This window comes from Stappia stellulata, from assembly GCF_020176715.1.
Taxonomy (GTDB): Bacteria; Pseudomonadota; Alphaproteobacteria; order Rhizobiales; family Stappiaceae; genus Stappia.
Window position 1 is genome coordinate 96436 of sequence record NZ_JAIVMF010000007.1, and the last position, 12927, is coordinate 109362.

At 67.9% G+C, this 12927-nt stretch carries 12 protein-coding genes and 1 tRNA gene; 9 read left to right on the plus strand and 4 right to left on the minus strand.

The window, feature by feature from the left end:
- Positions 1-319 precede the first annotated feature (319 nt).
- The 6 genes from LC092_RS10605 to LC092_RS10630 all read left to right on the plus strand — a co-directional run bounded on the left by LC092_RS10605 (position 320) and on the right by LC092_RS10630 (position 5409).
- The gene (locus LC092_RS10605) at positions 320-1786 is read left to right on the plus strand and encodes an aminotransferase class I/II-fold pyridoxal phosphate-dependent enzyme (RefSeq protein ID WP_224806497.1); all 1467 of its coding nucleotides are present in this window, start codon (positions 320-322) and stop codon (positions 1784-1786) included.
- A complete protein-coding gene (locus LC092_RS10610; RefSeq protein WP_224806498.1) occupies positions 1783-2856 on the plus strand; it encodes a TIGR01459 family HAD-type hydrolase in 1074 nt (357 codons plus the stop codon). Before LC092_RS10605 ends, LC092_RS10610 begins: the two co-directional genes overlap by 4 nt.
- Positions 2850-3995 (plus strand): hypothetical protein, encoded by a 1146-nt coding sequence (locus LC092_RS10615; protein ID WP_224806499.1) that lies wholly within the window; start codon positions 2850-2852, stop codon positions 3993-3995. The genes LC092_RS10610 and LC092_RS10615 overlap by 7 nt, the downstream gene beginning before the upstream one ends.
- The gene (locus LC092_RS10620) at positions 3992-4780 is read left to right on the plus strand and encodes a class I SAM-dependent methyltransferase (RefSeq protein WP_224806500.1); all 789 of its coding nucleotides are present in this window, start codon (positions 3992-3994) and stop codon (positions 4778-4780) included. The genes LC092_RS10615 and LC092_RS10620 overlap by 4 nt, the downstream gene beginning before the upstream one ends.
- Positions 4771-4958 (plus strand) — tRNA-Pro (locus LC092_RS10625). Before LC092_RS10620 ends, LC092_RS10625 begins: the two co-directional genes overlap by 10 nt.
- 118 nt (positions 4959-5076) lie before the next feature.
- Positions 5077-5409, plus strand: a complete 333-nt coding sequence (locus LC092_RS10630; protein WP_224806501.1) for a hypothetical protein — start codon at positions 5077-5079, stop codon at positions 5407-5409.
- 393 nt (positions 5410-5802) lie between these two features.
- On the opposite strand, the gene argS is transcribed toward LC092_RS10630, so the two are convergent.
- From argS to LC092_RS10650, 4 genes are all read right to left on the minus strand, one after another.
- On the minus strand, positions 5803-7512 hold the full coding sequence (gene argS / locus LC092_RS10635; protein WP_224806502.1) for an arginine--tRNA ligase: 1710 nt from the start codon (positions 7510-7512) through the stop codon (positions 5803-5805).
- A gap of 81 nt (positions 7513-7593) precedes the next feature.
- Entirely contained in the window at positions 7594-8694 is a 1101-nt protein-coding gene (mtnA, locus tag LC092_RS10640; protein ID WP_224806503.1) for an S-methyl-5-thioribose-1-phosphate isomerase, read from the minus strand.
- A gap of 88 nt (positions 8695-8782) precedes the next feature.
- On the minus strand, positions 8783-9097 hold the full coding sequence (locus LC092_RS10645; RefSeq protein WP_224806504.1) for an antibiotic biosynthesis monooxygenase family protein: 315 nt from the start codon (positions 9095-9097) through the stop codon (positions 8783-8785).
- Positions 9082-10374, minus strand: a complete 1293-nt coding sequence (locus LC092_RS10650) for a DUF2325 domain-containing protein (protein WP_224806505.1) — start codon at positions 10372-10374, stop codon at positions 9082-9084. The genes LC092_RS10645 and LC092_RS10650 overlap by 16 nt, the downstream gene beginning before the upstream one ends.
- A gap of 469 nt (positions 10375-10843) precedes the next feature.
- On the opposite strand from LC092_RS10650, the gene hemP reads away from it, so the two are divergent.
- The 3 genes from hemP to LC092_RS10665 all read left to right on the plus strand — a co-directional run bounded on the left by hemP (position 10844) and on the right by LC092_RS10665 (position 12926).
- Positions 10844-11053 (plus strand): hemin uptake protein HemP, encoded by a 210-nt coding sequence (gene hemP, locus LC092_RS10655; RefSeq protein ID WP_224806506.1) that lies wholly within the window; start codon positions 10844-10846, stop codon positions 11051-11053.
- Between the two features lie 140 nt (positions 11054-11193).
- On the plus strand, positions 11194-12276 hold the full coding sequence (pheS, locus tag LC092_RS10660) for a phenylalanine--tRNA ligase subunit alpha (RefSeq protein WP_224806507.1): 1083 nt from the start codon (positions 11194-11196) through the stop codon (positions 12274-12276).
- Positions 12273-12926 carry a phenylalanyl-tRNA synthetase subunit alpha gene (locus LC092_RS10665; protein WP_224806508.1) on the plus strand — a complete coding sequence of 218 codons (654 nt, stop codon included), beginning with the start codon at positions 12273-12275 and terminating at the stop codon, positions 12924-12926. Before pheS ends, LC092_RS10665 begins: the two co-directional genes overlap by 4 nt.
- Position 12927: the final 1 nt, after the last annotated feature.

The window sequence follows — 12927 nt, forward strand, 5'->3', positions numbered from 1 at the left end:
GCGGATCTCCAGAAGGGGACTGCGGAAGCGGTACACTCGCCACACAAACGGTCCGTTGCAAGAAGGAACTGCGATCGGGACGCTTGCCAAGTCGCGGCCCGCTTTTCCGTATGGTTTCGTCTGCCTATGTCCTGCCAGGCGACGTTGCGGAATATAAGCAAGATTTAGAAAATTTTTTCAGAGTGCAAGATTCAGGATACGAATTTGACGCTGGGTCACAAATGAGTTGCGTGCATAGACTGTTTGTGATCGTATAACGAGTATAAGTAAATTATACAATTTAATAGAGATTTTCGGTGGTGGCATGATGTGTGACCGTGTGACCGGCCCCCTGGATGGCCCTGCGGCCCAGCGGCTGCATCGTGCCCGGCTTGCCCTCATGGGTGTGGGGGAGGACGGGGCGCGCATCGGGCCGGGCATGTTCGATGCGGATGTCGTGTCGTTCGCTCATGGCGAAGGCGTGCGTCGGCCGTTTCCCGGTGCCATACGCAAGGCGGTCGAGGCGTTGCATGACGCGCAAGGCGCGCCGATCGAGAACTACATGTTCCTGCGGCGCTTCCCCGATCTCGAGGTGGAAATTTCCAAAAACTTCTGCCGCAACGGCGTTCCGCCCGAGTTTGCGGGCAATGTCGTGCTCGACGCCGGGTCGACGCGCCTGATGGTGGCCGCTCTTGGCCTGATGAGCCGCGGCGGGGCGGAGGTCGTCACCTCGCCGGGCTTCTATCATCCGCTTGCCGGCTGGTGCGGCTACCTTGATCGGCCGTTGCATGTGCTGCCGACCTCCAGGGCGTGCGCCTACAAGCTCTGCGCGCAGGACCTCAGGGACTGGCTCGTCCGGACACGGCCCGCAACGCCCCCGCTTCTCGTTCTCTTCAATCCGACGATGACCGGCGCCGTCTACAGCCAGGACGAGCTGGATGATCTCGGCGAGGTTCTGGTCGGGGCGGACATGCTGGCCATCGAGGATGCGCTGTTTGCCGGTTCCGAACACGACCCCGACAAGACCGGTGGCCGTCTGGCCGCTTCGCCGGCGGGCGAGCGCTGCCTCACGGTCGCCGGTGCCAGCAAGCTGCATTGCCTGGCCAATCTCAGGATCGGCTGGGGGTGCGGCCCGCAATGGCTGATCGGCGCGCTCCAGGACTATGTGACCAGCAGCGCGGCCAGCATTCCCCATGTCGCCAAGGCGGCCGCCCTTGGCGCCCTGCGCGCGCCGGCGCTTTTCTCCCGGCGCAATGTCGAGGAGTGCCGGCGGCGGATCGCGCTCGTCTGCGATCTGGTGCGCGGTCTGGACGCGCGGCTGCGCACGGCGACGCGGCTGAACGCTCCCATGGTGACGGTCGGACACGAGGTGGAGGCCGGACACTCGGTGCTGCTCGAGTTTCCCTGTCTTGCCGGTCACGATCTCTCGGACGGTGGCGCGCCGCGCGATGGCGCGGATCTGACGCGGCTGTTCCTCAACGAGGCGAAGGTCGCCTTCGCGCCGGCCCTGTCGCACGGGTTCGACGGTCCGCGCGTGCGCGCGAATGTGGCCTCCATCGGCACGCAATTCACCTATGACGCCTCAAGGGTCTGGGAGGCGCGGGAGGACGATAGCTGGGGCGAGGAGCAGGAACGCGCCTTCGACGGCGGCTTTGCCCGGGCGCGGGACCTGATCTCCTCCACCTTCGCCGAACGCATCGAGCCTGCGGTATTCCGGCTGCTGGGCCAGGCGCCCGAGGTGGCGCGATCGCGGCGGCAACGGTCCGCTGCGGCTGCGTTCGCGACCGGACAGGGGGTGGCGCTGTGAGCCGGCGTGACGGCGCGGGCGTCGCCGAAACCGCCACCGCGATCCAGCCGGCGCTCCGGCCACGCAGCGTGCGGAGCGCGGTCGGGGCTTCCGTTGCCCCGGCACTGCGTCCCGCCATGGCGGAGGCGCCGGCGGAACCGGTTGAGGCCATGGCGCTTTCCGGGCTGGGCGCGCTGTTCGATCCGGCGTCCGGCGCCGGAAATCCGCCGCTAGCCGCGCTGGTCGACGTCTGGGGCGTTCTCACCGACGGCGCGCGGGCGTTTGTGCCCGCCATCGAGGCCTTGAAAGTGCTCAGGGCACGGGGCGTGCCGGTAGCGCTTGTCTCCAACACCTCCAGGCGCGGCGGCGAGCTGGCCCGCCTGCTCGAGGGGCAGGGGCTCGCATCGGACCTTCATGACGCGGTGATCACCGGCGGCGGTCTGGCGTTCGGGCATCTGTCGGCAGAGGTGGCGCGCCGGCGTGCCGGCGGCGGCGATGACTTGCGGTGCCTGATCGTCGGGACCCAGCCGGGCGGCGACTGGGCGCGCGACGCCGGGCTTCGATGCGTGGCAAGCGTCGACGAGGCGGATCTGTTGCTCGGCTTCGGCGTTCTGGGCGAGGGCGACCCGCGCCCCGGTGCGCCGCCGCCGGCGCCGGATATCGCGGTCCGCCGGCTGTTGCGAACCGCCGCCCGCTCGGGCCTGCCGCTCATCCTGACCAATGCCGACACCAGCGTGCGCATCGCGGGCGCGCTTCATCTCGGCATCGGGGCGCTTGCGCCGCTCTACCAGTCGCTCGGCGGCACGGTGCGCATCTACGGAAAGCCGGGCGCGGACATGTTCGCGGCCGCTCTCGACGCCGTCGGGGTCGCCGACCCGGGCCGTGTCGTGATGATCGGCGACACTTTGGCGACCGATATCGCCGGCGCCCGCGCCGCCGGCATCGTTACCGTCCTGGTGACCGGCGCCGGCTCGCATGCCGACGAGCTTCATGTCGGGGCCGGCGGAACCTTCTGCGCCGAGGCGCTTGCCCGGCTTGCCAGGCGCGCGCGGGTCATGCCGCACCATGTGATGGAGGCGATGCAATGGTAGAAAAGGCGAGACGGACCCGTGTCCTGATCTTCGGAGCCGGTGTGATCGGCGGTCATGTCTGCGATCTGCTGTCGCGCATGGACGACCGCTTCGATCTTACCGTTTCGGCGCGGCGCGCGGACGCGCTGTCCCAGCGCGTGAACCTGTCGATCACCTCCGCGCTGTGTCTCGGGTTCGACCCGCGCATCGAGGCGGTGGCCTGCGATGTGTTCCAGACCGATGCCTGCGCCGCGCTGATCGACCGGGTCCGCCCGGACATCATCGTCAATGCCACCAGCCTGCAGACCTTCTGGGAAATCGGCCTCCTGCCGGCGGAGGCCTACAGGCATCTGGAACGCGCGCGCATCGGCCCGTGGCTGCCCAATCACCTCGCCACCGCGCGGGCGCTGATGCGCGCCGTGCGCTCCGCCGGCAGCACCGCGCTGGTGGTCAATGCCGCCTTCCCCGATGCGGTCAACTCCGCGCTTGCAACGGTCGGTCTCGCCCCGGATGTCGGCGGCGGCAACATCGCCAACATCGTGCCGACGCTGACCCGTGCCGCAGCGCGCCAGCTCGGCGTCGAGCGCGCGGAGCTGACCGTTCACTTCGTCGCCCATCATGTCGCCTGCAACGCGATTTCCTCCTACGGCACGCCGGGCGAGGCGCCCTACCGGCTGAGCATCCTGCTCGACGGCGCGGAGGTTGCCGACACCCTCGATCACACGGCGCTGTTTGCCAGCGTCATCGGCGAGTTCAAGCGCGTGCGCGGGGTCACCGGCCAGATCGTTGCCGCGTCCGGTGTCGCCGCGGTGACCGCTGCCTTGAGTGCGCCCGACACGCAAAAACCCATGCATGTGCCGGGTCCCAACGCGCTTCCCGGCGGCTATCCGGCTCTTGTCGGCAAGGGCGAGGTGCGCCTCGCCCTGCCCAATGGCCTGCCGCAGGACGAGGCGATCCGCGTCAATCTCGACGGCCAGACGGTGGAAGGGATCTCCGAGATCCGCGCCGATGGCACGATCGTCTATGCTCCGGCGGAAATGGCCGTGCTGCGCGAGGCCTTTGGCTATGATTGCGCGCAGATGCATGTCGACGAGGTCGACGACTGGGCGGGCGAGTTGCAGGCGCGCTACCGCGCCTATGCCGAGAGGCTAAGCGCATGAGCGAGGCGGGCGCGATGGCGAAAGACGGACACAGCGGCGATTCGCAGGCGGTGAGCCTGGTGACGGCAAACCGGCGTGGACGCACGACGACGCGGCTGAACGAGATCAACCGGCGCTTCGCGGAGCTGGCCGGCAGGGCGTCCCGTCCCGTGCTCGACCTCGGCTGTGCCTTCGGCGTCGCCACCCACGCAGCTCTGGAGGCCGGCGCCACCGTTCATGCCAATGACATCGATCCGGCGCATCTGGAGGCGACCGCGCGCGATGCGCCGGCGGGAACCGCGCAGCGGCTGCATCTCGTGCCCGGCGGCTTTCCCGCCGATCTCGAGTTCGCGCCCGGCAGCCTGTCGCTGGTGCATGCCTCCAACCTGCTGAATTTTCTTTCCGGCGCCGAAATCGAGACGGGCTTTGCGAAAATCGCCGCCTGGCTGGAGCCGGGCGGCCGGTTCCTGTCGATTTCCGGGTCGCCCTATGCCGCCAACATTCGCGCGTTCGGGGCGATCTACGAGGCCAATCGCGCTGCAGGAGTGCCGTGGCCGGGCGAATGCCATGACCTTCCGGCGATCTCCGACGATCCGACGATCAGCGAGCTGCCGAGGTTTCTGCACCTGCTCGATCCCGACGTGCTCTCCCGCGCCGCGCGGGCGGCCGGTCTGGAGGTCGAGGAGGCGCAGTTCTTTCACCGCGCGGGAACGCCCGACTACATCGCGCTCGACGGGCGCGAGAACGTCGTCTTCGTCGCGCGAAAACCGACCCCTGAGGACGAAAAGGGGCAAATGCATCCGTAGCTTAACCGGTAAAATGCTGCAGCGGAACGCCTGGAAGGCCTGGCGACTGGGGAATGATTTCACCAGGGCATCGTCATTCCACCCCGACCCGGATCCCGGAACGGCGGACTTTACGCGGCTTAAGAGCACCAGCTTTGGGAGTTGGTAGGTGCGGGTTCGAGTCCCGTCGGATGCGCCATTTTTCCGCGCGCTGCCAGTGTCGGCACGCCGCGCGACATGTGACACGGCCTCCCGGAGCGCGCTCCGGTGGAGGCCGGACCAGTTTCCTGCATGGGAAGGAAAGGAGGTGAAAAATCATGGACAAAGTGATGGCTATCCGGGAGATCAAGGCCGCGCTCGCGTTGACGAGTGCGCGTCTCTCCGAGACCGCTGCGCCAATGGCGAACCGGTCTGTACCAGCGTCTGGTGTTCCAGCCGCTATGCCAAAGCTGGCAGCAGCTCCACCCGCCGTTCCAGCGGGCAAGGGCGTGCCAGCGGGCGCGATGCCACCCGCTGTTCCAGCCAAGGATCTCGACGATCTGGCTGTTCCAGCGGCGCATCCACTGGCGCGTGATGCGGCGCCAATCGCCAGCTCGGCTCCAATTGCCGCTGGCGCGCTCGCCAAGTTCGATGCCGTTCCAGCCCGCTAAGGCCTGACCGGCCGGCGGGCGACCGTCGTCCGATAGCCGCAGCACCGGAACGCGCGCGATCTTGCGCTTTCGCAAACTGTGATGCCCTGGAAATGATGCCCTGGAAACGATGCCCTGTAGAAACCCGCGCCGCGGGAAGGCCGGCCGGCTTGGTCCGGTTTTTCCGCGGCTGCATCGGCACGAAGCGCGCCGGACGCTGCCCGCCGGTGACCCTGTCCGGGCGGACTTGCAACTTTTGCAAGTTTTGCACCGGATTTTGCGAAGATTGCCTTTTGAATTGCGAATATTGATCGACTTGCGTGTGACCGCGCGCTTGACGCGCAGCACGGCAGGGCGGGGAGAAGTCGCCGGTCGTGCGCCGGTCGGGATGTCTCGCGGGCCCGTCTTGAAACCTCAGGCCTCAACGCCCGGCAGCAGGCCGCAGGCGATCATCGCCGCCCTTACCTGCGGCTGCAGCACCGCATTCGCTTCCGGTCCGATCTCCCCGTCGCGGCGGGCCTGCGCGAGGCGTGCCAGGAAGCGCGCCGGCGCCACCGGATCGTCGCGCTCGCAGGCCTGGATCAGCACCCGCCGGAGCCGCTCGCCCTGAAGCAGCGCGAAGCGTCCGGCATCTCCAAGAAACGCTGCTCCAAGAGGCGCTGCCGGTTCTGCCGATGGGGCAAGCGCGAGTGCCGCGAGATCGAAGCCCGGATTGCGCGCCGGATCGGTGAGGGTCGCGAGGTCGATCTCCAGCGCAACGCCCGCCTCCGCGATCAGGAACGGCGTCAGCGCCACGGCCGCAACGGCCGCGTCCCGCGCCGCATCGGGCAGGGCGGCGAGCGCTGCCGGCAGGTTGCGGGCGAGCCTGTCGATCAGGTCGTCGATCAGGAGCGTGTTGCCGGTGCTCGATTTCATCGTCGATCCGTCGAGCCGCACCAATTGATGCGGCAGCATCCGGTAGCGCTCGAAAAACGGTCCGGCGCCGAGCGCCTTCAAGGCATCGATGCGGATCTCGGTGCTGGTCAGCCATTCCTCGCCCATAACATGCAGGATGCGGTCGGCCGGCGATGCGCTCTGTGCCGCCTCGAGCCAGAGAACCAGCGCGCGCAGGTGTTCGGTGGCAAAGCCGTCGCTGCGGGTCAGCGGGCAGCGCGGGTAGTCGTCGCGCCCGGTTTCCAGAATCACCACGCCGTCGTCCTCGCGCCGTGCCAGACCGACGTCGATCAGCCGGTCCGCCAGCGCCAGCGCGGGTCCGACCGCGTCCGATTCGCGCAGGAAGATGTCGTGGCGCTGGCCGAGGCGGGCGAGCGTCGCCGCCTGGTCGCGCAGGACGAGATCGATCATGTCCCGCCACAGGGCGAGTGTTGCCGGATCGCCCGCCCGCCAGGCGGCGAGCGTCGCATCGGCGGCATCGCCATGCAGCGTCAGTTCGCGCGCGATCGGCGCGTCGGCATCCGCGCCGCCCTCTTCAGTCACGACGGCGCCTGCGATGTCACCGTAAAGCCTGCCGACAATCCGGTCGACGGGGCCGCTGCCCTTAAGCGCAGACAGTCCGCCCGCAGCCGAAACGCCGGCCAGTGCCTCGGCGATGTTGCGGCCGATGTCGCAGACGACGCTCTGGCAGGCGACCTCGGCGCCGCGTGCCCGCCACAGCGCGGCAAGCGCGCCGCCGAGCGCGATGTTGCGCAGGTGGCCGACATGGAGCGCCTTGTTGGCGTTGGGATCGAGATAGTCGACGACAATCCGCCTGCCCGAGGCGGTGCCGCCGAGCCGCAAGGGATCGCGCCGATGCAAGGCGAGACCGTCGGCGACGCGCTCCAGCGTCGCGTCGGTGAAGCGCAGCGTCAGCCGGTTCTTGGAAAGCCGCGCGCTTGCAACCGCCGGCCAGGCCTCGAAGACAGCTCCAAGCGCCGTGCGGGCCGCGCCGTCGACGCGGCCCTTGAGGATGACGGAGACGTCGGCGGCACCTTGCGGGGAGCGGCGAAAGTCGGTCTGCCGGTCGAGCGCGCCGACGGCAGCCTCAAGCCCGGCCTCGACGAGCGCCGACAGGGCGCCCGCGCCGAGCGGGCCGCCCGGATCCGCGATGCCGCCGCTCTCCTGTGCCGTTTTCGGGTCCTGGGTCATCGATCCGTTCCGAAAGACGCGAAAAGACGCGTGTCCGGATCAGTCTTGCAACCTTCGGTCGATTAGGCAAGCCGTGCCGCGCTATGCCACCGCGCGCTCCGGGAAGAGGCCGGCGAGGCCTTCGGCGCTGGCCGCGCAGATGCCGCGCTCGGTGATCAGGCCGGTGACCAGACGCGCCGGGGTCACGTCGAAGGCGGGATTGGCGGCGGGCGTGTCCGGCGGCGAGATCAGCACCTTGTCGAGCGTGCCGTCGGCGCGCCGGCCCTGGATCCAGGTGACTTCCTCGCCGCTGCGCTCCTCGATCGGGATCTCGCGCACGCCGTCGCGCACGGTCCAGTCGATGGTGGAGGAGGGCAGCGCGACATAGAAGGGAATGCCGTTGTCCTTCGCCGCCAGCGCCTTCAGATAGGTGCCGATCTTGTTGCAGACGTCGCCCTGCGCGGTGGTGCGGTCGGTGCCGGTGATGACGATGTCGACCTGGCCGTGCTGCATCAGGTGGCCGCCGGCATTGTCGACGATCAGCGTGTGCGGCACGCCGTGCTTGCCCAGTTCCCAGGCCGTCAGGCTGGCGCCCTGGTTGCGCGGCCGGGTCTCGTCGACGAAGACATGCACGTCGATGCCTTCATCATGCGCCTGATAGATCGGCGAAGTGGCGGTGCCCCAGTCGACGGTGGCGATCCAGCCGGCATTGCAATGGGTCAACACGTTGACCCGTTCGCCGGGCTTCTTTTTCGCGGCGATCTCGCGGATCAGCGCGAGGCCGTTCGCGCCGATCGCGTGGTTGACGGCGACGTCCTCGTCGCAGAGCTCGGCGGCGAAGCGCCAAGCGGCCTCCGCGCGCTCCGCCTGGCCGAGCGGCGCCAGACGGGCACGGGCGGCATCGAGCGCCCATTTCAGGTTGATTGCGGTCGGCCGCGTTGCGATCAGCGTGTCATAGGCGGCGGCAAGCGCGGCGTCGCCCGCGTCGCGCTGCATCGCCAGCGCCATGCCGTAGGCGGCGGTGGCGCCGATCAGCGGCGCGCCGCGCACCCACATGTCGCGAATGGCGGTGGCCGCCTCGTCGACGCTGCGCAGATCCACGGTGACGAATTCATGCGGCAGCCGGGTCTGGTCGATGATGCAGGCGCTGACGCCGTCTTCACCCGGCCAGATCGCGCGATAGGGGGTTCCGTCGATCTTCATGAATTTCCCGTTCCGGTTGCAGGATCTCAAGGAGAGCTTACCACGCCCGTGGCCTGCGCAAAACCGCTGCCCGCCCGGTTTTCCCGCTCTACCGTCCTTCGGCGAGCACCACGTGGAAGCCCTCGAAATCGGGCGGGCCGAGGTAGAGCGGCTTGTTGTCGCCGGCGTTCTTGTGGGCGTCGCGGAAGGCCTGGCTCTTGGTCCAGGCACGGAAGGCGTCCTCGCTCTCCCAGATGGTGTGGGAGGCAAACAGCGTGTGGTCATCGCCGGTCGCGCCGCGCAAGAGGTGAAACTCTTTGAAGCCCGGCACGTCGGAAAGCTTGCGCTCGCGGTTGCGCCAGACGGTTTCGAAGTCGTCCTCGTGGCCGGGTTTGACGCGAAAGCGGTTCATGGCGATGAACATGTCGGGGTGTCCTCCTGTAGCGGGTCGTGACCCGATACTTGGCCATGATCGTCGCCTTCGACAAGGCTGCGCAGCGCCTTTGCAAAGGCGCTCTGGCCGGCACTGCGCAAGGGTACGAAAGGCATGTTGAGTTTCTGGCACGCCCGCTTGGCGCGCAGGCAGGCGTCGTGGCTGACGCAACTGACGGGGCAAAAGACGCAGTCGACCGACGGCAGCAGCTGGTCGAGCCGTTGCGGTGCGTCCTCCACGCCGCCGTCATGGTGCAGAAAGGCGGCGTTGAACTCCGCGGCAATGCCGCGCAACCGGTCGCGGTGGCCGTGCAGCCCGCCGACATAAAGCACGGTGCGTGGTTTTCCGGCTGACGCTGGCTGCCGAGCGATCCCCGCCGCAACCGGGGAAGCGGATACCGCAGGGGCTGCGGCGGGCGAGGCGCCACGCGCGGCCCGGTGGTCTGGTCCCGCCTTTTCGATGTCACGCAGACGCGCCTCCGCCTGGCGTGCCCGTACCCTTGCGCCTTGAAGCGCACGCTGAGCCTTGTCGAACCGGCGCTGCAGCGCGTCGGCTTGCGACCGGCCTGTCGGCTTTGTGGCGGCGTCGGCGCCGCGGGCAGCGCTTGCCTGCAGGTCGGTGAGGCGTGCGCGCAGCAGGGCGATTTCCCGATCGCGCTCCGCCAGGGCTGCGTGAAGCCCGGCCTCGGTGCGCCGGGCGCGCTCCTGCGTCTCGCGGATCTGGTCGCGCAGCGCCGCCGCCTCCACCGTCTTGCGTCGGAAGGAGGCGCCGGCCAGATGCGACCACATGTGCACCTCGCCGAAGACGCGGACCCGAAGGTCGTTCGGCACGTGACCGTGGCTCATGAAGGCCCAATAGGCGGGGGCAACCTGGCCGCGGTCGCACATGTCGTCCCAAAGCGCAGCCAGATCCGCCGCGCTTCGGGTGCGCGCGATCCGCCGCAAGGCGCCCTCGTAGCGGGTGTCGAGGAGTTTCTGGAACGCGCGAGAAAAGGTGTTGTCAGTGGTCGACAGGCGGACGAAGTGGCCGTGCAGGTCGTAGTCGGGGGTCTCGGGGGCAACCTCCATGCCGATCCGCCGCGCGATCCGGCGCAGGTCGCCGACACTGGCGCAGGTTCCGACGATCGAGCAATGCACGTTGTCGCTCTGCTCCCAAAGGGCGATCCGGCGGCGCGGCTCCGTCTCTCCGGTGTCGGATGCGGCGCCGGACGTCTCGGCCTTGATCGCGGCGGCAATGGCCACGCCGATGCGGTCATCGCCCGCGCACATGACGGACCTCCGGCCGGCGGGGCGAGGCGGCGCGCAAGCCGCGCGCGGAAAGACGGCAATGGGAGACTGGCGACAGCATGGATCCTCGCGGGGTGCGCGGCACGACGCGGCACCTGCGGATGGTGCCGCTCGCATCTTTGCAGGACGAAGGCATGGCTGGCTGAACCGGCGAGGGAGATGCCGGCCTGGCTTGCTGGCGCTTGGACATGTCCGGCGGCGCCCTGGACACGGGTGGGGCCGGCGAACGCCTTGAGATCTATAAAACATGATAATTGGAGTCAAGTTAAAAGCCTGTCGCCCCTGCAAGGTATGACCGCATGGACGAAGCCGCCCGGCCTGCGGTGTTTTTCAACAGGCGCATGGTGAGGATTGCGCCCGCGATAAAACATGAGTAATTGAGTCATGAATTAGTCGGGCGCGGCGGCTTCGCCCGCAGTCGTTCAAGCGCCAGTTGTTCAAGGAGATTGTCATGCCTCAAGACACGTCCGTCCGCCGGTCGCTGCTTCGCCGGCCGGGTGCGCGCCGGCCCTTCGGCGGTGGACCCAAGCCCGATCTTGCGCCGCTCGAGCTTGACAGTTCCGCGCTTTTTCAGGGCGCGCGCGAGGTGCACATCAGGCACAAGGACATGACCTACCGCCTGTCGATCACGCGCTTCGAGAAGCTGCTTTTGACCAAGTAGCGGCCCGCTTGCGCCGATGCATGTGGACCGGCGATGCGGCTGCGGCTGGAAACCCGCAAAAAGTCTGCTAAAAGACCGGAAACCTTCTCACCATGCCGCGTGCGCGGGCTTGTCCGTGCGCCGCAAATCCCGACGGTGCCATGTCCGAACTCGAAACCCTGGAATCCGAGATCCTCGCGGCCATTGCCGCCGCGTCGAACGAAGCCGAGCTGGAAGAGGTCCGGGTCGCGGCCCTTGGCAAGAAGGGCTCGGTCTCCGAGCAGCTCAAGACGCTCGGCAAGCTTTCGCCGGAGGAGCGCCGGGAAATGGGTCCGGCGATCAACGGCCTGAAAGCCCGCGTCGGCGAGGCGCTGGGCGCGCGCCGCGAGGTGCTGCAGGAGGCGGCTCTCAACGCCAGGCTCGAGGCGGAGCGGGTCGACGTCACCCTGCCGCTGCGCGCCGCGCCTTCCGAAACCGGCCGCATTCATCCCGTCAGCCAGGTGATCGACGAACTCACCGCGATCTTCGCCGACATGGGCTTTTCCATCGCCGAAGGCCCGGACGTGGAGACCGATCACCTCAACTTCACGGCGCTGAATTTCCCGGAAGACCATCCGGCGCGTGACATGCACGACACGTTCTTCCTGCATCCCAAGGAAGACGGCGAGCGCATGTTGCTCAGGACCCACACCTCGCCGGTGCAGATCCGCACGATGATGTCGCAAAAGCCGCCGATCCGCGTGATCACGCCGGGCCGCACCTATCGCTGCGACAGCGACCAGACGCATACGCCGATGTTCCATCAGGTCGAGGGTCTGGTCATCGACAAGGGCAGCCACATCGGTCACCTGAAGTGGATCCTGGAGGAATTCTGCAAGGCGTTCTTCGAGGTCGACGAGATCAAGATGCGCTTCCGCCCGTCGTTCTTTCCCTTCACCGAGCCGTCGATGGAGGTCGATATCGGCTGCGATCGCTCGGGCAACGAGGTGAAGATCGGCGAGGGCGACGACTGGCTGGAGATCCTCGGTTGCGGCATGGTCCATCCCAATGTCATCCGCAACTGCGGGCTGGACCCGGACGAGTATCAGGGCTTCGCCTGGGGCATGGGCATCGACCGCATCGCCATGCTGAAATACGGCATGCCGGACCTGCGCGCCTTCTTCGACGCCGACGTGCGCTGGATCGACCACTATGGCTTCCGCCCGCTCGACCTTCCGACGCTGTTCGGGGGGCTGTCGCGATGAGGCATCTCGCAGCCCTGTGGCTGGTGCTGCTGGCGGTGCTTGTCGCCCTGCCGGCGCAGGTTCAGGCTCAAGTCCCGACGGCTGGGGCAGGCGCGCCCTCCTTCCTGGAGGTCTGCGCCGAAAAGACCGAGGAGCGCGGCCGGCTGCGCTATTGCGACGACTATTTCCGCCAGGGTCTGGGCGCCGGCGCGGATCCGGTGCTTTACCTGCGCGACCGCATCACCCGGCTGCGGGCAAGCCATGAGGCCAGCGCGGCTGACAAGTACCAGAGCTTCCTGACGGCGGTCTACATCACCGCCTTCCTGACCATCGCCACCATCGTGCTGGTGACGAGCGAACGGCGCATCGCCGGGATCTCGAAATGGTCGACGGCAACCTCCGCTCTGGCGCTGCTGGTGCTCATCGGCGCGATGACCTACGGCTGGCTCGACAAGAGCCAGGCCGAGGATGCGGCCATGCTGGAACTCGGCCTCCTGCGCGACCAGATCGAGATCGAGGCCTCGCAGGCGATCGCCGGCGGCGACGGGATCACCGACCGGCAGGTGGAGCGCTGGAACGACCGGCTGCACGAGATCGGCCTGCGTTTCGCGCAGTCCTATGCCGGGGCCTCCGTGATGCCCGATCTGGACCGTTTCACCCCGACCGATTGAC

Excerpts from the sequence above, each read along its gene's own strand:
- pheS (WP_224806507.1), top strand. The coding sequence starts at position 11,194 with ATGTCCGAACTCGAAACCCTGGAATCCGAGATCCTCGCGGCCATTGCC.
- LC092_RS10645 (WP_224806504.1), bottom strand. The coding sequence starts at position 9,097 with ATGTTCATCGCCATGAACCGCTTTCGCGTCAAACCCGGCCACGAGGAC.
- hemP (WP_224806506.1), top strand. The coding sequence starts at position 10,844 with ATGCCTCAAGACACGTCCGTCCGCCGGTCGCTGCTTCGCCGGCCGGGT.
- LC092_RS10620 (WP_224806500.1), top strand. The coding sequence starts at position 3,992 with ATGAGCGAGGCGGGCGCGATGGCGAAAGACGGACACAGCGGCGATTCG.
- LC092_RS10665 (WP_224806508.1), top strand. The coding sequence starts at position 12,273 with ATGAGGCATCTCGCAGCCCTGTGGCTGGTGCTGCTGGCGGTGCTTGTC.
- argS (WP_224806502.1), bottom strand. The coding sequence starts at position 7,512 with ATGACCCAGGACCCGAAAACGGCACAGGAGAGCGGCGGCATCGCGGAT.
- LC092_RS10650 (WP_224806505.1), bottom strand. The coding sequence starts at position 10,374 with ATGTGCGCGGGCGATGACCGCATCGGCGTGGCCATTGCCGCCGCGATC.
- LC092_RS10630 (WP_224806501.1), top strand. The coding sequence starts at position 5,077 with ATGGACAAAGTGATGGCTATCCGGGAGATCAAGGCCGCGCTCGCGTTG.
- mtnA (WP_224806503.1), bottom strand. The coding sequence starts at position 8,694 with ATGAAGATCGACGGAACCCCCTATCGCGCGATCTGGCCGGGTGAAGAC.
- LC092_RS10615 (WP_224806499.1), top strand. The coding sequence starts at position 2,850 with ATGGTAGAAAAGGCGAGACGGACCCGTGTCCTGATCTTCGGAGCCGGT.